10 protein-coding genes and 1 tRNA gene are annotated in these 18,180 nt (G+C 59.4%); 4 read left to right on the forward strand and 7 right to left on the reverse strand.

Translation table 11 applies throughout. From position 1 onward, the window contains the following. Nucleotides 1-50 precede the first annotated feature (50 nt). Nucleotides 51-788 (reverse strand): cysteine hydrolase, encoded by a 738-nt coding sequence (locus tag KQI84_17275; protein ID MCB2156631.1) that lies wholly within the window; start codon nt 786-788, stop codon nt 51-53. A gap of 102 nt (nt 789-890) precedes the next feature. After that, nucleotides 891-1,433 carry a carboxymuconolactone decarboxylase family protein gene (locus tag KQI84_17280; protein ID MCB2156632.1) on the reverse strand — a complete coding sequence of 181 codons (543 nt, stop codon included), beginning with the start codon at nt 1,431-1,433 and terminating at the stop codon, nt 891-893. A 270-nt stretch (nt 1,434-1,703) separates the two neighbouring features. On the opposite strand from KQI84_17280, the gene KQI84_17285 reads away from it, so the two are divergent. After that, nucleotides 1,704-3,260, forward strand: coding sequence for a sigma 54-interacting transcriptional regulator (locus KQI84_17285; GenBank protein MCB2156633.1), 1,557 nt, complete (start codon nt 1,704-1,706; stop codon nt 3,258-3,260). A gap of 33 nt (nt 3,261-3,293) precedes the next feature. On the opposite strand, the gene cydB is transcribed toward KQI84_17285, so the two are convergent. The 4 genes from cydB to KQI84_17305 all read right to left on the reverse strand — a co-directional run bounded on the left by cydB (nt 3,294) and on the right by KQI84_17305 (nt 13,747). Then, a complete protein-coding gene (gene cydB, locus KQI84_17290) occupies nt 3,294-4,310 on the reverse strand; it encodes a cytochrome d ubiquinol oxidase subunit II (GenBank protein MCB2156634.1) in 1,017 nt (338 codons plus the stop codon). Next, nucleotides 4,310-5,749: a cytochrome ubiquinol oxidase subunit I gene (locus KQI84_17295; GenBank protein ID MCB2156635.1), complete on the reverse strand. Its 1,440-nt coding sequence runs from the start codon at nt 5,747-5,749 to the stop codon at nt 4,310-4,312. Before KQI84_17295 ends, cydB begins: the two co-directional genes overlap by 1 nt. 351 nt (nt 5,750-6,100) lie before the next feature. Next, the gene (locus KQI84_17300; protein ID MCB2156636.1) at nt 6,101-13,480 is read right to left on the reverse strand and encodes a hypothetical protein; all 7,380 of its coding nucleotides are present in this window, start codon (nt 13,478-13,480) and stop codon (nt 6,101-6,103) included. Nucleotides 13,481-13,670: 190 nt separating this feature from the next. Then, nucleotides 13,671-13,747: transfer RNA gene (locus tag KQI84_17305), tRNA-Arg, on the reverse strand. A gap of 253 nt (nt 13,748-14,000) precedes the next feature. Between KQI84_17305 and KQI84_17310 the strand changes: the two genes are divergently transcribed. After that, nucleotides 14,001-14,684 carry a class I SAM-dependent methyltransferase gene (locus tag KQI84_17310; GenBank protein MCB2156637.1) on the forward strand — a complete coding sequence of 228 codons (684 nt, stop codon included), beginning with the start codon at nt 14,001-14,003 and terminating at the stop codon, nt 14,682-14,684. 57 nt (nt 14,685-14,741) lie between these two features. Here the strand turns inward: KQI84_17310 and panB are convergent, their stop codons facing one another. After that, entirely contained in the window at nt 14,742-15,596 is an 855-nt protein-coding gene (gene panB / locus KQI84_17315) for a 3-methyl-2-oxobutanoate hydroxymethyltransferase (GenBank protein MCB2156638.1), read from the reverse strand. A gap of 171 nt (nt 15,597-15,767) precedes the next feature. On the opposite strand from panB, the gene KQI84_17320 reads away from it, so the two are divergent. Beyond that, a complete protein-coding gene (locus KQI84_17320; GenBank protein ID MCB2156639.1) occupies nt 15,768-17,165 on the forward strand; it encodes an FAD-dependent oxidoreductase in 1,398 nt (465 codons plus the stop codon). A 4-nt stretch (nt 17,166-17,169) separates the two neighbouring features. Beyond that, nucleotides 17,170-18,102 carry a hexose kinase gene (locus KQI84_17325; GenBank protein ID MCB2156640.1) on the forward strand — a complete coding sequence of 311 codons (933 nt, stop codon included), beginning with the start codon at nt 17,170-17,172 and terminating at the stop codon, nt 18,100-18,102. The last annotated feature ends 78 nt before the right edge of the window (nt 18,103-18,180 follow it).

Here is an 18,180-nt window from a genome sequence, read left to right on the forward strand (position 1 = left end):
CCTCCCACCATGGCAGGTTTTGGGCGCGGGCTACCGGCAACGGAGATGCCTTAGTGGTGAGTCAGTTCTGAAACCGCCCCAGACATCGCCTCGACTGCCTCCGCTGTGGAAAAGACATGGCTGGCAATCATGCGGAAGTTGACGCATGCCGCAACAAACCCATCCATGCCCGGGACCTTAGCTGCTGCGGTAGCATCGGCGACCACCGCGACTTCGAAGCCCTGCTCGACGAGATCTCGCAGATGTGATTCTACGCACAGATTCGCGGACATTCCGGCAAGGAGAACCTTGCTGATGCCACGCTTGCGAAGCTGGAGCGTCAGATCATTGTTTTGAGGGCCGTAGACTTTGTGGGGACTCGTGATCACCGTCTCAGCCCTGTTGATGTATGGTTTGTAGCGCTGGAGCCAGTCGGCTCCACTGCCATCCATGCCTTCCATACTCAGTGCCCCGGGCCGATCGAACATGCCGATCGAGTGCATCAACCTCTCGAGGGCGCCTTCGAATTTCCAACCGTGATCGTGTGGGAAGTAGTAGTGTGGGCTGATGAAGAGTTGAATTCCATTCTGGTAAGCGGTCATCATTAGAAGCTCGATGTTCCCGACGGCTTGATTTTCCCGAACGCTTTCGCCGACGACACCGAATGCCGCGCCGTTTTCATGCAGGAAGTCATTCTGTGGATCGACGACGAGGAGTGCGGTAACTCCTGCTGTTATTGTGAAGCTCGGATCTGGGATTCCCGAGTCGGGGAGTGACGCGCGCATTGCTTCAAAGTACGTGGGATTCATAAGATATCTCCTGAGTGCATCTGGATTTGTTGCATGGATTGTCCGCTGTTGCTGAGACGTCAGCATGAGGGGAGTGGTCCCCCCATGCTGTACGATCGGGACTCAACAGGCGCACTGCACCGGTTCGACTTTCGGGAAATCCACTTCGGTTTCGGCAACGTTGTTGAAAAGGTTCGTGTAGAAGTTGAGTGCAACGTTGGCGACGACTTCCGCGATTTGCGCCTCAGTGAGTTCAGCCTTAGCCGCTTCGATCTGTTCGGCGGGCACGCGTCCGCGATCGCGAGCGATGGCAGTCGCAAGCTCGACGACGGCCCGCTGACGCGGCGTGGTGCCGAGACCCTGGCGTGCGGCCAGGATGACGTCTTCCTTCAGGCCGACCATCTTGGCCAAGGCGCTGTGCGCGGAGGCGCAATACTCGCAGCCGTTCACCTCGGCAACCGCCAGGCTGATGAGTTCGCGTTCCCGAGCGTCGAGGGTGCCGGCAACCAGGGTGCTGAAGCTCAGGTAGCCCTCGAGCACCGGCGTCGAGGCGGCCATCGTCTTGACCATATTCGGGACAAGGCCCAGCTTCGATTTGACGGCGCCGTAGAGCTCGCTGGTGTGGCCTGTCGCTTCGGACTCGGAGATTGGAGTGATTCTCTGCATTGTTCTGATTCCTTTTGGTGGGGAGTTTGTTTGTCCCGCGAATCGGCGTGACGCCGGCTTCTAGTTGCGGAGACTGTGCCGCCAGGCTGGGCCTGTATGGATGGCTGATTTTGTTGGATTTGCGAGGTGGGGTGGCCGCGTCTTTGCGGAACGCATTTGCGTTTTTTGCGCTTTTGCGTTGCGTGATCCAGCGCAAATGCATTTCATTCCACAGGGTACATTTCCCGAAAGGTGTCGAGTCTCTTGAACATTGATACCCTGCAACTCGTCATGGTCGCCGTGACTGGAGAACGGTCTCCCGAACGCGTACTCCAGAGCATCGTCAGTGGCCTGACGAGCCCGGTCGGCTTCGCTCTGACGCGCGTCTGGGTTCTCGGTCCGGGAGATCTTTGCGAGACTTGCCGCCTGGCAAGAGCCTGCTCCGACAAGAGCCAGTGCCTGCACCTGGCCGCCAGCGCAGGACGTTCGGGCAATGATCCATCGATCACTTGGGACAAAATCGATGGTGATTTCGCGCGCTTCCCGCTCAACTACCGCAAGATCGGCCACATCGGGGCGACGGGTGAAGCGCTGCTGATCGAGAATGTCGCCGACGATACGCAATGGATGATCGACCAGGATTGGGCCGCGAACGAAGGAATCCGCAGCTTCGCCGGTCAACCCCTCGTTTTTCGTGGCGATGTTCTCGGCGTGCTGGGGATATTCTGTCGAGAGCACATCACCACGGAAGAATTCCGTTGGCTGCGGATCTTCGCGGATCAAGCTGCAGTCGCGTTGGCGAACGCTCGAGCGTTTGCCGAGATCGAGCGCTTGAAGGCAGAGCTCGAGGACGAGAACGCTCTCTTGCGCGAAGAGGTGACAGGATTCGATGCGCACCAGGAATTGCTCGGTCAAAGCCCGGCGATGCGGCACTTATTGGAGCAGGTGGAACTCGTGGCGCCGACAGACGCCGCCATCCTGATTCTCGGCGAATCTGGATCCGGCAAGGAATTGGCCGCCCGCGCGGTGCATCGTCGAAGTCGTCGTGCCGATCGGCCACTCGTTCGAGTCAACTGCGCGGCGATCCCACGCGAGCTCTTCGAGAGCGAGTTCTTTGGCCATGTGAAGGGGGCATTCACTGGCGCGGTCAGAGATCGCGTTGGGCGGTTTCAACTCGCGGATCGGGGGACGCTTTTTCTCGATGAAATCGGGGAGATCCCGCTCGACCTGCAGAGCAAACTTCTCCGCGTCCTGCAGGAAGGCGAGTTCGAACGCATTGGCGAAGCGACGACACGAAAGGTTTCCGTCCGAATCATTGCTGCCACGAATCGCGACCTAAAGGCGGAAGTTCTAAAGGGAAGATTTCGCGAGGATCTCTACTATCGGCTGAGTGTTTTTCCAGTCAGTGTGCCGCCGTTGCGGGAACGGAGAGAAGACATCCCCATGCTCCTTGCGCATTTCGTTCGAGAAGCCACGCATCGACTTGGAGTGAAAGCCCCATCTGTCTCCGCGCGCGAAGTCTCTCGCCTTCAGCATTACAATTGGCCTGGGAACGTGCGCGAACTCGGACATGTTGTGGAACGTGCCGTGATCATGGCTCGAGGCGGAAAGGCCGACTTCTCCTTTGTCACCTCCAGCACTCCGGGGCTTTCGAAGGAGGAGAATTCCAAGAGTAGCCCCGACGTTCTCCGAGACAAGGAACTCCGCGCCGAGCAGATCGCGAATATTCGCCGAGCCCTCGATGAGACCGGCGGCCGGATCTATGGCGCCGGCGGAGCCGCAGAACTCCTCGGCATTCCGCCCAGCACGCTCACCTCGCGGATCCGCCGATGGAAGATCCGAAACTGAAGAGCATGACTGGCGAATCCCCAAGGCTACATGTCAGTAGCTGAAGTGATCCAGCTTCACCTTCCCTCGGAAGATCCAGTAGATTGAAATGGTGTACGCTAGAACGCACGGCATTCCAATGATTGCAATGGTCAGCATGATCTTCAATGTCTTCTGTGACGACGCCGCAGTGTAGATCGTCAGGTTATTCGCCTCGTTCAGCGAGGAGACGATCATGTTTGGGTACATCCCGATGCCAAAGAGAGCGATCAGCGCCGCGATCGCGATACACGAGGAGATGAACGCGTGCCCCGGCTTGTGGACGTACACGGATCTTGGAATGTTGGCCACGGCCAGGACATTCAGAATCACAATTCCCCACACCCACGGAAAGTGCGAGAAGTTCGCGGTCATGGAAGGCACTTGCGTCAATGTGGCAATCGTAACGATCATGTAGAGGACGACGAAAATGGCAGTGCTGTGGATGATCCACCGCTTCGCTTTCTCATGCAGATCCCCCTCGGTCTTCAGGTAGATATAAATCGCCCCGTGCATCGTGAACATACTGAGATTAAACAAGCCAACCAGCAGTGCGTACGGGCTCAACAGGTTGAAGAAGCCGCCCGTGTACTCCATGTCGGCTCCGATGGGAATTCCGATAACCAGATTGCCCACTGCCACGCCAAATAGAATAGACGCGACAATACTGGCTACGCTGAACGCAATATCCCAGGACCGGCGCCACCACCTCATGGGCTCCTTGCTGCGGAACTCGATCGACACGGCACGGAAGATCAGCATGAAGAGCAGGATCATGAACGGAAGATAGAACGCGCTGAAGGCCGTTGCGTACGCGTTTGGGAAAGCGGCAAAGAGCGCACCGCCGGCCGTCACCAGCCACACCTCGTTGCCATCCCACACCGGGCCGATCGCATTGAGCATCGTGCGCCGCTCGATATCTCCGCGGGAGAAGAGATGGAGTGCCCCGACCCCCAGATCGAACCCGTCGAGGATTGCATAGCCAATCAGCAGGATGCCGAGCAGGGCGAACCAGACTACATTGAGATCCATCAGGTCTTCCCTTCTTCAGTCGGTGGAGTCTGCGATTCCAACATGTCGGCCCCAGCTTTTCGTTTGCCGGCGGCGGCCGCGAATCCCGCCTCTGCCATCCCGCGGTCGTCGTGCTCTGCCGATGGCCCAGCCTTGATCTTCCGATCAAGGAGGAAAAGAAACAGCAAGAGAAGCAGGAAGTAGATCAGGGTGAAGAGAATCAGCGAAGCGAGCACCGCCTCGGCGGCGACTGCCTTCGAAACACCATCAGTCGTTCGCAACAGCCCATACACAATCCACGGCTGGCGCCCCACCTCCGCCGCGACCCAGCCCGCCTGGTTGGCCAGGATTGGCCCCACCACGGAAAGAACAAAGATCCACAGCAGCCAGCGCATCCGGAAGATCCGGTCCCCTCGAAGTAGGAACACCGACAACCACGTAAGCCCGATGAAGTACATTCCCAGGGCGATCATCAGATGATATGTCTGAAACGGAATCTGCACGGGAGGGCGATCCTCCGGCGCCACTTGATCCATACCGGTTACCGGAGTCGTGAGATTCCAATGCACCAGAAAGCTTAGCCCGCCGGGAATCGGGATCCCAAAGCGAACTTCTTCCGCTTCGTTATCCGGAACTCCCATCAGGTAGATCGGGGTCGACTCTCTCGTTTCGTAAACGCCTTCAAACGCCGCGAGTTTCGCAGGCTGATACTCCGCCACGATTTCGGCACTCTTGTGGCCCACCAACAACTGGCTTACTGATGCGATCGCCGCGACAAACAGCGCGATCTTGAAACTCCTTCGCGCAAACTCGACGTGTTTTCCTTTCAGCAGGTACCACGCGCTGATGCTGAGGGCCAGGAACGCGCCTTGAAGGAACGCGCCAATCAGAACGTGGGTCAGCCGCGTCATGCTCGATGGGTTGAAGACCATCGCCCAGAAATCCAGAATCTCGGCCCGCGCCATCAGGCCTTCGCCCACAATATGGAACCCCGCCGGCGTTTGCTGCCAACTATTGGCCACCACAATCCAGACAGCCGAAAACACGGAGCCCAAAAACACCATCACGGTGCTGAAGAAGTGCATCTTGGGACTGACCTTGTCCCAGCCAAACAACAGAATCGCGAGGAACCCGGACTCCAGGAAAAAAGCAAAGATCCCCTCCGCCGCCAGCGCAGAACCGAACACGTCGCCCACGAACCGCGAATATGTGGCCCAGTTCGTTCCGAACTCGAACTCCATCACGATCCCGGTGGCCACACCCAACCCGAAGGTCAGTCCGAACACTCTCACCCAGAACTTGGTCAGTTGCTCGTACAACGGGTCTTTCGTCCTCAGATAGAGCCCTTCCATGATCACGATCAACAACCCGAGACCGATGCTGAATGGGGGATAAAGGTAGTGGAACATCGCAGTGAGCGCGAATTGAACACGAGACAGGAAGACGACATCTAATTCCATTGGAGCATACCTTGATCAAATCGTCGGCCTCAGCCGCATCACGGCGCCGCAAAATCCACACCCGCAAGCACACTTCTATCGGAAGTGCTTAGCCCGCAACTAGGATCGACCGGCCATGTGGGCAGGAAGTGAAGTTCTTGCAACTTGCCTGGGATCCGTGACTCTGGTCAGAACCGAGAATCAACGAGATTCCAGTTCCCCACCGACTCGAAGGCCAATTCTGAGTCCTTGATGTTATTGGTTTTATTGCCCCAGGCAATCCGGTCCTAGAGGCACTTGGCCCTTAAGTGCTGCACCCCTCTCGCAATGGAGAGGGGTGCAGTGTTCTTCCAGCAGGTTGCAGGTGATCGCTTATGGTGTCAGATCCGACGCGTCGCGCACGCCGTCTTCGTTCAGGTCCAGGTTATCCAGCGGAACCACCGGTGTTCCGTCGATTCCGATGATATCGCTGATTAGGTCAGCCTGCGTTTGCGGAATGTCGCCGAGCGTGTTCAGAACTTCATTCGTCACGATCACATCTTCGGTGTCGAAGACAATCGAAGCGGTGTTGGCGATGACCGTGGTCAGGTCGAGAGGCTGATCGGGTTTCGGATTCACGCTGAAGACAACTCGTCCTTCGCCTCGCCCGGTTTCATCGTTCGGAGGAAGGAAGCCGGCAAAGGCGTCCTCCGGCCATTCGCCTGTGGCCGGATCGATCGTGTGGAAGACAAACTGCACACGGCCTGTGGCGCGATCGAGTTCGCCGGTCACGTCGACCCAGTATTCGGCCGGCACGTCTTCGCGATAGTCGCCGATCACGACGCGTTGGTCGACTGCCTTGGCGTCTTCAACGATCGGAAGCGTCACATCGCCCCAGGCGATTTCGGTCACGCGGAAGGTTGTCCAGTCCAGCGTGTCGGGCAGGTCGTCGACAACAAACACATCCTGTGCGGGCACGGTCGCATCGGACTTGTTCTCGAAGTAGATCGAGTAAACGAGTTTCTCATCCGTCTCAATGATGTGGCGCGCGCCCCAACCATCCGGTCCGACCTTTTCGTTTGGATCGCGCGGCACGACGGCGCTTCCACCATCGGGGCCGAACGGGCCATGTCCAGGTGGCGCAGGGGTCGGTGGGGGAGAGGGCGGGCACTTGGGCGGGCAACCCTCGTTCTTGCAGCACTCCGGCGGCGGCGAAGGCAGATTGCGTGAGGCGTCTGCAATATCGTCGGCTGCGCGTTTAGCGGGCTGCGCTTCCGGTGCGGCGGCAGGATACATCGCAGCCGGCAATGCCGACGGCGAGGACCACACGCTACCGTTCGCGGAGGTCGCGTACTTCAGAATGGAATCGCCGGTCGTGGTCAGGTCGCCGTCTGTGTCTTCGCTCCACACAGCCAGGAACCCAGTGCCGGTGGCGGCGATGGTGGGAGTCCCACAGAGAGGCGAACGACTGAGTTCCGTCGGCATGGACCACGTCGATCCGTTGCCGCCAGAAGCCCACACGATGATTTCACCATCGACCGAGTTCAACCATACGACGGCCATGTTACCGGAGCTATCGATGGCAATGCGGGGCCGATCGTTCTGGCCGGGAGGCATGGTGGTCAGCGAAGCGGGGGCGCTCCAGACGCCGGTCGTGCGCTTGGCAATCACGATCGCGGTCTCTTCCTGGGCTGCGATGATTTCGGCAACATCGGAGGCTGAAGTGAGTCCGGTCGAATCCGCTCTTGCCCAGACGGCGACCAGGTCGCCGACCCCATCATAGACCATCGACGGGTCGTTGCTGAAGCTCACGGTCGAATCGGCGCTCGCCTGATTCGATGCTGCGGTTCCGTCGCAGGATGCAATAGTTACCAACGATCCCAGCGCCGTGGCATAGTTGCCTGTTTCTTTCTTCCAGATGACCTCGGCACCACCGCCGGGCGTGCGCATGGCGACAGCCGGTCCGTCGTGGTACAGATCCGACGCAACGTCGGCGACAACCGGCGTGCCTTCATACACACCGTCTGTTCCAACAAATGGATCGATGGTGGTTTCCAAGGTTTCGATTACGGGATAACCCTCTTCGTAGGTGCGCCAGATCTCGGTGATCTTCGATCGCGATGCGATTCTCTCATGGCCGACGCGGAAGTCCTCCTTCGAACTGCAACGCCCACCCATCTTCTTCGTGAACTTCTTGTTCACGATCCCACGGAATACGGAGATCGTTCCGTAGATCGTCAGGCAGAGTTGATCAGCGCTGGCGCCAGGTTTGGGTCCGCCGAACGTATAGGAGACGGCGCCAGTGATATCGAATCCCGCGCCAAGATCCGTAGCGCCCAGATAGTCGGTGAAGTTCGCTTTACCACCGCTGTTGAGAGCGAGTTCTGCCGATCCGTAGTGCGGCCATGAGCCAGGCTGGTTGGCAAACCAACCGAGCTTGCCGCCCAGGCTGCCTCCGGCTGTTATTGCAGGCGTCAGCGTTCCGACCGGAATGCCGCCGATCAGCACCGGGATGGGTGTATCTACGGTTCCCTGCAGGATACCATTCATGGCAATCGTCGTGCTCTTCTTCATGTAGTAGCACTGGGGCTTCTTCAGGTAGTAGCTGGTTGTTCCGGTGACGTTGCCGCCGATGTCGAGCTTGCCGCCGAGCGTCACCTTCAACTCTGCGGTCAAGGAATCGGAGAAGCCTTTGCAGCTCGGTGCGTCGCGACAGGCCTGACCGGACGCGCCGAGGGCGAATTTCTTGCCGATTGTCTTATCAGCCGGCGGAGGCACGGGCAGGTCGATTCCGAACTCCCAACTGTCGCACACGGTGTCCGGCGTAGGAAGCAGCACAGGTTCCGTCAGCGTTGGTGTGGACGACGGCCAACTTCCTGCGGAGTTCACATCGATGGCAGCGAAGTAGAGGTCGCTGTCGTCCTCGACAGTCCCCGTTGTGTTGCGCTGCAGCCAGAAAACCATAACGATGCCGGAATCATCGACGACAACTTCGGGCAGCGTATCCTCGTTCGCGTCGGAGGTCAGTTGCACTGGCGTTGTCCACAGCAGATTGCCGGTGTCAACCTTGCCGACCGACCAGTAGATCGTGGCCGCTTCTGCCTCTCCGGGGATGGATTGCCAGACCGCCACGTAACCGGGTTCGCCGACGCCGAAGAGTTCTTCGTGCCAGGCCACGGAAACGGCTTGGCCATTTGCGTCGGCCAGATCCGCAGCCGTGGTCCACGCGCCGCCAGACCACTGGGCTGTTCTAAGTGTTCCGCCGTGTTCCCAGGCCAGAAGTACCTCGCCGCCAGACGCGGCAACGAGGTCCGGATTGAGATCCTGGGCGACATTGTCGGCCACGTCGGGGGCAGCCGCCAGCGGCCACGCCACCAGGTCCAGGCCGTTGATATCCGACTGGCCGATGATTTCAATCTGGGGATAGGGATCGAGACCGTAGCCGTCGACGCTGATCAGGTACGTTGTATCCGTTAACTCTGGAATCACATACCGGCCTTTTGAATCGGTGATCCCGACGGCGAAGAGAGATTCATCTTCGGACAATGCCGTTACGGCGACGCCGGATTTCGCAGCGCCGGTCTGGCCGTCCGTTACGACGCCGGAGATGGCAGCGACATCGAGGCCGGCCTCTGCGCGAATTTCGAGATCCAGGAGTTTGTGGATGGCATGCGTTTCCTGTCCGCGGGCCTGGAGACGTGCAGCGTTCTGGTACAAGACAGCTCGCAGTTCCGCCCACGTGGAACCCAGCCGGGTCTTTAGCCCCGGCCAGACGGCGTCCCATTCGACGAGCGTCAGGTAGGCGGGTCGCATCGTGTCCTTGTAGGTCTCCAGATCCAACGCACCCGTATCGGCGGCATACCAGGACCAATCGAAGGAGTAGTGCTTTTCTCCGTCCACGCGATAGGAGATCGGGATTCGATTCGTTTCCCCCGGCGGGAGAATGGAAGCCGGTGAGGTACTGCTCGTCGCCAGCAGATGAATATCGCCGCGAACGAACTCGTCCGCGCTGCTCAGGCGCCACTCCACATCATCCGTGTTTTGAATCGTCACCCACGGGGCATCCATGTCGGAGTCGCCGGTGTTCTCGTAGATCAGGTACATCGTTGCCGTGCGGTTGGGACGGATGAACGGATTCACGTCGAGCCACAACTCGAGGTTCGGCCCAACGCCCGGTTCGATAGTGAATGCCTGGGCCATAACCTGCTCTTCGCTATCCGGCCAGATCACGGCCACATCCGTGGGACCCGTGGCCAATCCTGACAGATCCATCGGAACGATCAGTTCTGAGGAAGACTGGGCGCTCGGTGCAAAGGACCCAAGCGCCGTTGCACCGCTGCGGAGTTCGACTTGCATCGCGCCCTCAAAACCCGCGCCGATCACATGTTGCGTAGTCGTACCGGCGTTACCGCCGGAGACAATCGTCACATGAGTCGCGCGACGGGCAACATCCTCGCAGGAAATGTTGAATCGTCCTGCCGGGGCAGGATCGTTTTCCATATCCTCGTATAGGACCGTGAAGACATAGGCGCCGGCGATCGGTTCCGGAATGACGAACTCGAAGCCGCCGTTGTTCGCTGCACCCTCCCAATCGTGAGAGGCTTCCGTCGGGGCTAGTCCACGCCGTCCCCAAAGCTGCCAGGTGCCCGTGCCTTCCAGTGGATCGACTCGCACGAGCACATTCTGCGCTTCGCCGTCGGCCAGATTGAGTTGGAAGTCAGCGAAGTCGAGGCTATCAACCGTCGCCTCGATCGCCTCGCCGAGTGTGATCTCCGTTCCCGCGCGGGCGACTGCCCCGTCAGGCGAAATGGCCCACGGATACACGAGGATGCCGTTGCCGATGGACATGCCCTGGCCCTGCGGGTTGATTGAGTAGTGATTCGGCCCAGTCGGATGGCCCCACCAGTGGAACCGCGCATCGACGACAGTGTTCGGTGTGCTATTCATCATCGACGTCTTGCCGTTGTAGAGTTGGTTGTTTACCAGGGTCGGTTGGGCGTCGCTGTGGATTCGAATGCCACCCAGGCCGTCGTGCAACATGCAATTGCGCACGAAGACATCCGACGAGCCAATCAGAAGCATCGCGTCGTAGTACCAGGGCTGGCCGCCGCCCCAGGCGAGCTCGCAAGATTCGAGGTGGCCGGATGATCCCGGTGCGAAATCAATATTCCACCACTCTCCCTCGCTGGGGGGATCGTCGAAGGGGATGAATCGAATTGGTTGAGCGGCAGTTCCTCGAGCCTCCAGGCGTCCGGCCGCCTGTACCGCAAGGGAGTTGCCATTGCAGAGCAGAGTCACTCCCGGGTCGATCGTCAGAGTTGTGCTGGTGGCAACGATGCTGTTGCCGCGCATCTCGTAGGGCAAGCCACAGCGCGAGATGCGAACGTCCTGTGTAAGCGTCTTGCCCTCCACCCAGACAACGTCGCGGGCCGTGTTTTCTGCAGACAGTCCCCGCATGCTCGGTTGCATGTCCAGCGTCTCCAGCTTGAAGGCGGTGCCGCCCGTGTCGCTGATGTCGACATTTTCGATCGTCGGCGAAATCCCGATACCATTCAGGTTCACGCCATCGCGTCCCAAGAAACGGAATCGGCTGTTGCGCAACGTCACATCGGAGCTTTGGATTCGAATTGCCGGGTTGTACTGGGCCCCGTACTCGAAGAGGCAGTGCTCGAACGATGCAATGCCGCCCGCAGCGACTAGAATGGAATCCCAATCGCCACGATTTGGCGTCTCTGTCAGGTAGCTCGTAAAGACGATCGGATCCTGCTCCGTTCCGTTCGCCACCAGGGTTCCACCGTCCTGCACGGTCATGACCAGGTGAGACGTGGAGCCGGTCGGGCCGAAGCGCACCTCAAGGCCCGGGCCGATTGTCAGGCTGGCCCCGGGAGTGACTACTGGGGAGTAATCGAGTCGAACGATTCCCAGCGAAGAATCCCACACGATATCGCGCGTCAACGGCTTCTCCGGCCGCGCGAGAATGTGTACGCCATCCGTACCGTTTTGCTGGAACGTCAGATTCTCGTAAAACGGCGCCATATCGATGGAGCCCTGCTTGATGGCGTAGTCGCCGTTCTGCACAAACGTTGCCGTCTGAACGCGGGGCGCCTGATGGCGATCTTCCAGCACCAGGCCATTGAGGCTATTGCTGGTGAACGTGACGTCAGACAGCACAGGGCTGATGCCTTCACCGAGGACTGTCACGCCGGAGTTGCTCGAGAAGCCGAATTCGCAGTGATCGATGTCCACAGAGGAACTGGAGATTTTCACCATTCCGCCGCCGTGCATCATGGTGCAGTGGGAAAGCACCGCCGACGCGCCGGCTGCGATATTGAAGGTGTTCCAGTCGCCGCGGCTCTGCTGCTCATTCGCGGAGACCATCGTAATTGGCAACAGCTCCGTCCCTGCGGCGGTGAACGTCCCACCGGCTTGCACATTCCAACTCAACCGACTTGTAGATCCATTGCCGCCCATCAGAATATTCACGCCCGGCTCGATCGTGAAGGAGGCGCCATCGGAAACGAAGACGTCTCCGCTTCCGTTGAAGTAGTAAGGAACGCCGCACTCGGTCAGCGTCGTCGCTCCCGTGATCGTTCCATTCTTGATCTGAATCGCGTTTCGTCCGTTGTTTGTGAGTGTGATGTCCCGATAGACGGGCGACATATCGATGGTGCTTTGCCAGATTGGCATGGTGGGACAATCTTGCACCGTGACGCGCTCGAAGCTGGGCGTGATCATTGCCGCTTCCAGCGTGATTCCGTCCGATGAGGAATGCTGGAATACACAGTCGGAGACTTGCAGATTCGATGTACTGACGATCATCAGGCGATAGCCTGCGCCGCCGTATTCGACCGTGCAGTGCTGCAGTTGGCCAGTTGACCCGGCATTGAAGTCGATCCGGTTCCAGTATCCCGGTGTCGGTGTTTCTTCCGCAGATGTAATGAGGATCGGATCCAGTTCCGTCCCCAGGGCCGTGAGTGTTCCGCCAGACTGAATGTGCCAACTCAGCCGACTGGTGTATCCCGAGCCGCCCATGTAAACCACGACGCCCGGATCGATCGTCAGAGAACCGCCATCCTGAACATACAGGTCGCCGCCCGACTCAAAAAGATAGGGCAGTCCGCAATCGAGAAGCTGCGCCGTCCCTGCGATGTTCCCACTCCGCACCAGAATCCGATCCTGAGCGTTGCTGCTCGCGGATAGATTCGCGTACGCCGGGACCATGTCGGGTGTATTCTGATAGATGGCGCTTTCGACGCTCGATGTGATCGAGACGTTCTCGATCACCGGAGCGATTCCCGCGACATCCAGAAAGATCCCATCGCGCAGGCTCTGATTAATGGAGCAGTTCCGGATGGTTACGCCCGAGGACATGACTTTGAGCGCTCCATCCGTTTCCCCGCCGCGATTGAAGGTGCAATACTCGAACAGCACCGTCGAGCCAGTCGCCGCTTCGATGCGGCTCCAGTTCGTATCCGGCGTCGAGTTCTCGAATGTAATGGGGGAGCCGGAGGTTCCTTGGGCTGTCAGAGTTCCTCCGTTTTCCACCGTGAACCCTCGGTAGCGATTGATCTGAACGACGACACCGGGATCAATCGTGAGTGTCACTCCGGAGGGAACCGTCACCCATTCCGTGATGGCGACCGGACTATCCGCTGTTGTCCAGTGTGTGTCCGTGAGTAACGTCTGGGCGCGACCGATCGCACAAATGGCCACTGTCAGACCCAACAGGCAAAGAACACGGGCGTACGCCCGTCCTTCCAAAGAGCGAATCATCTCCCTCCTCCTTCTGGAGCCCTCGAATGACACTCGAGCATTGTTAAAGCGATATAATTAGGGTAGCGATCGCACGCCATGCTATTGGGTGTCAATTGCCAAGGAAGAAGGCACAATGTTCTCCCGCGAGCTCTGTTTCGCAGGGCGCTCCTGTGCTCGCCGAGACCATGCACAAGTTGCTTGGATTGAATGGCACGCCCGACAGGATTCGAACCTGTGACCTGCGGATTAGAAGTCCGCTGCTCTATCCAACTGAGCTACGGGCGCGCATAGGATGGCTGCGTGTCGCAGCCGCGGGACATTCGTGCGGGATGGGGCGGGGAAATCAACGGCAAATTGCGGCGGATGCGTCTCGCGCACTTCCCTCTTGAAGACAGCGGTCGTCTGTATCGCTCCACGCTCCGGGGAGCGCTCCCCCCAATAGGCGTTGACAGAGATTCGGGTGTCGGGGCCAATCGGGGCCTCAAACGTGTCCAACGAGCTACTTCGGGCCAAGACTTCGCGCAACTTGGGGTGACAAGTGTCTATTGTACGTCGAATTCTGACCGGTGGGGGAGACAGAAAGACGCGTCTCCACACAGAGCAAAACGAACTGATTGGAATGGGCGGATTCCTGCTCGATATCCCCGGCGCGGCCTTCATCAAGGCTCGCACCATGATTACGGGCAAGCGCCCCACCCTGCCTTGGTGGCCGACGCGGGTGATCCCTGTCGTGGATGCTCATCTCAACTCCGAGTCAGATGTTGTGGAATTTGGCTCCGGCAGCTCCACCATCTGGCTCGCTCGCCGCTCCCGTTCCGTTTATTCAATGGAAGACAATCCCAAGTGGGCGCAGATCACAACCGATCGCCTGAGTGAGTGCGGGCTGTCGAATGCGACCGTGACGTTCGCCGAAGGCGAAGCGTTCTCGTCGATTCCCGAGGACAAGGGACCTTTCGATCTGGCCGTCGTCGACGGTAGCTATCGCTGGAAGTGCGTCGAAACCGTTCTGCCGCGCATGAAGAGCGGCGGCATCATCTACCTGGACAACGCGGATGCGGACAAGGATCGGCAGCTCTATCCCGACAAGTCCATGGTGCGAGAAGCGCAGGCTCTGATGGAGGCCTACGCGAAAGAGAATCCCAAGGCGCGCCTCGTCAAGCTGCGCAGCCTCGCCCACGGCGAACTGGCCGCCACCGAAGGTTGGCTGCTCTACATGCCCTGACTCAGTCACATTGCAATGAAGTCAGCCGAGCCCCCCAACGTTTGGGGGGCTCTTGATTTACTCGTAGGTGTGCTCATCCCCGGGGAATGTGCGTTCTCGCACATCGCGGGCGTACTTGCGGATGCCGCGCAGCATGCCGGCCTTGGCATCCGCGTACTTGCGGACGAATGACGGTGGCTTCTGGGTGAATCCCAGCATATCGTGCAGCACCAGCACCTGGCCGTCGCAGACGTTGCCCGCGCCGATGCCGATCGTCGGTACCGTCAGTTCCTGGCTGATCCGATGCGCCAACTGCTTAGGTACGCATTCAAGCACCAGCGAGAACACGCCGGCTTCCTGCTGCCGCTGTGCCATCGCCAGCAGGCGCTCTGCGTCCCGCTCGGCGCGGCCCTGGACACGATAGCCGGACAGCGCATGGACTGACTGCGGGACCAGCCCGATATGTCCCATCACGGGGATGCCGGCGTCGACAATCGCCCGGATTTTCGTCAGAACCGAATCGCTGTGTCCTTCGAGCTTCACTGCCTGCGCGCCGCCTTCCTGCATCAGGCGCCCGGCATTGCGCACGGCGTCTTCCGCGCTGGCCTGGAAGCTCATGAACGGCATGTCGGCAACGACAAGCGGCCGCGCCGCCCCACGGCACACTGCCGCCGTGTGCATCACCATCATATCCATCGTCACTGGCAGCGTCGTATCGAACCCATGCACCACCATTCCCAACGTATCTCCCACCAGGATCAGATCGACGCCACCGTGGTCGGCGATCTGGGCCGTGGGATAGTCGTAAGCCGTGATCATGACGATCGGGCGGCCTGACAGCTTCATCTCTGCAAGGTGAGAAATCCGAACCTTCTTCGCGACTCCCTTGGGAGGCGGCGGAGGAACCGCCGGCTTCACCTCGGGGACTTCCATTTTGGACATTGCCAGTCTCCTTACTCAATCCACTGGCTACATATTACCACTCCGCTCGGACGGGGGGCAAGGGACAGCTTTCCCGCTGGACGCCGGAAAAGCCCCTGTCATAACCTCCGTATTTGCTGGCCGCCACGGCTGTCGGCTCGAATTTGACGGTTGGAGAACCTGATGCCGAAATACTTGATCATCGGAGCGGGCCCCACGGGGTTGGGTGCCGCCCGGCGCCTGGAGGAACTGGGTGAGCACGATTGGCTCCTCCTCGAGCGCCACGCCCAGGCCGGCGGCCTGGCGGGCTCGATCACGGACGAGAAGGGCTTCACCTGGGACCTGGGTGGCCATGTCCAGTTCAGCCACTACGAGTACTTCGATGATCTGATGGACGAGCTTCTTGGCGTCGACGGCTGGATCTATCACGAGCGCGAAGCCTGGGTCTGGATGCGCGATCGGTTCATCCCCTATCCGTTCCAGAACAATATCCGCTATCTGCCGCGCGAGGAAATGATCGAGTGCGTTCAGGGCATTGTGGAAGCCGTCGAAGGCAAGAACACCGCGCCTCGCCCAGGCAACTTCGCAGAATTCTTCACGGCCGCCATGGGCCCCGGCATCGCACGTGTTTTTATGAGGCCTTACAACTACAAGGTCTGGGCATACGAGCCGGAGAAGCTCGATTTTCACTGGATTGGCGAGCGCGTTTCCGTCGTCGACCTGAAGCGCGTCCTGGACAACATCTTCAACGACCAGGACGACATCTCCTGGGGACCCAACAACACGTTCCGTTTTCCGAAGACCGGCGGCACCGGATCGATCTGGCGTGAGTGCGCTGACCGCCTGCCGCAGGAGCGACTCCGATTTTCCGCCGACGTCGCGCACGTCAACACCTCTCGGCGTGTGGTTCGTCTCGCCAGCGGCGAAGAGATATCCTACGAGCACCTTATCACCACAATGCCACTCGATCTGTTCATCAAGCAGAGCGATCTTGCCGCGGAGTTCGCACCCGCAGCAGAGAAGCTGGTTCACTCCAGCACGAACATCGTCGGCCTGGGCATGAAGGGCACGGCGCCGGAGCACTTGAAGACCAAGTGCTGGATGTACTTCCCGGAGGATGACAATCCCTTCTACCGCGTAACGGTCTTCTCGAATTACTCGCCGGGCAACGTACCGGATCCGACGCAGTACTGGTCCCTGATGGCGGAAGTCAGCGAATCGCCCGACAAGCCCGTCGATCAGGAGCGTTTGCTCGAAGACGTCATCCAGGGCGCTCTTAATACGAAGCTCCTGCCCCAGCGCGAGGATCTCGTCGATACCTGGACGATCCGTTTAGAACACGGTTATCCGACTCCATCATTGCAGCGTGACGAGGCCCTGGCGATCCTGCTGCCACAACTTGCAAAGAGAGATGTTTACTCGCGCGGACGGTTCGGCGCCTGGAAGTACGAGGTCAGCAATCAGGACCATTCGCTGATGCAGGGAGTCGAGATCGTCAATCATCTTGTCCTCGGCGTCGACGAGCAGACCCTCTGGTATCCGGCCATCGTCAATGGCCCCAAACCCTGGAAGAGTGGATGAGAACATGATCGCAACCGTGACGTTGAACCCGGCCATCGATCTGTACTTCGAAACCGATGGCATTGAATTCGACCAGGTGCTGGTGTCCGAGCAGGCCACTCGCAGCGCCGGTGGAAAAGGCATCAACGTCTCGCGGATGCTCCACGAACTCGGCACGTCTACGCGCGCATTTGTCCTGATCGGTGGCGACGCCGGCCAGGAACTCGTCGGTCTCGGCAAACGCGGCGGCTTCGATATCCAGTACGTGAACACCGAGGTACACACGCGCATCAACGTCGTTATTCATGATCGTCAGTCAGGCAAACGCATCAAAATCAACTCGCCCGGCGGCGAGACCGACGAACGTTATCTCGCGACCTTCAAACGCATGATCGAGCGCTACATCGCCGGCATGTCCGCCATCGTTCTCGCGGGCAGCGCTCCTCCCGGCTTCGGGCACGGCGCCTACGCAGATCTCATTCGCATGAGTCACCGACTTGGCTTGCCCGTGTTCCTCGACGCGAAGGGCGATCTGCTTGCCTCTGCCATGGCCGAGAACCCGACCGTCGTGAAAATCAATCGCGAGGAGTTGGAGGGCGTGCTGCAGCGTCCCGTACGCACGCCAAAGGAAATCGTCGCTGCTGCGCGGCCCTACATTGACGCAGGAATCCGAATGGTCGTCATCACGACCGATCGTGAGGGAGCCATCCTCGTCGAGGCCGACCAGGCATTTCTTTGCCGTCCACCGGAAGTGTTTGACGTCGAAGCTGTCGGTGCCGGCGACTGCTTCATGGCCGGCGTGGTTCACCAGTACGCCGAAGGCCGCCGCGGCGCGGAACTACTCGCCTTTGCAACCGCCTGCGGCACGGCCTGCGCCAAGACCGCTGAAGATACTCTTGGTCCCAAGAACGAGGTGGAAGCGCTGTTGAAGAAGACCAAGGTCGAGCGGGTCGGCTAAGGCACCGTCCTCCCTTCCACCTTGCGCTTCTGCCCAGCCCCGGTGAACAAGAAGTAGCCATTCTCGCTGCGAGGTGTT

This window comes from bacterium, assembly GCA_020444065.1.
GTDB lineage: Bacteria > Sumerlaeota > Sumerlaeia > SLMS01 > JAHLLQ01 > JAHLLQ01.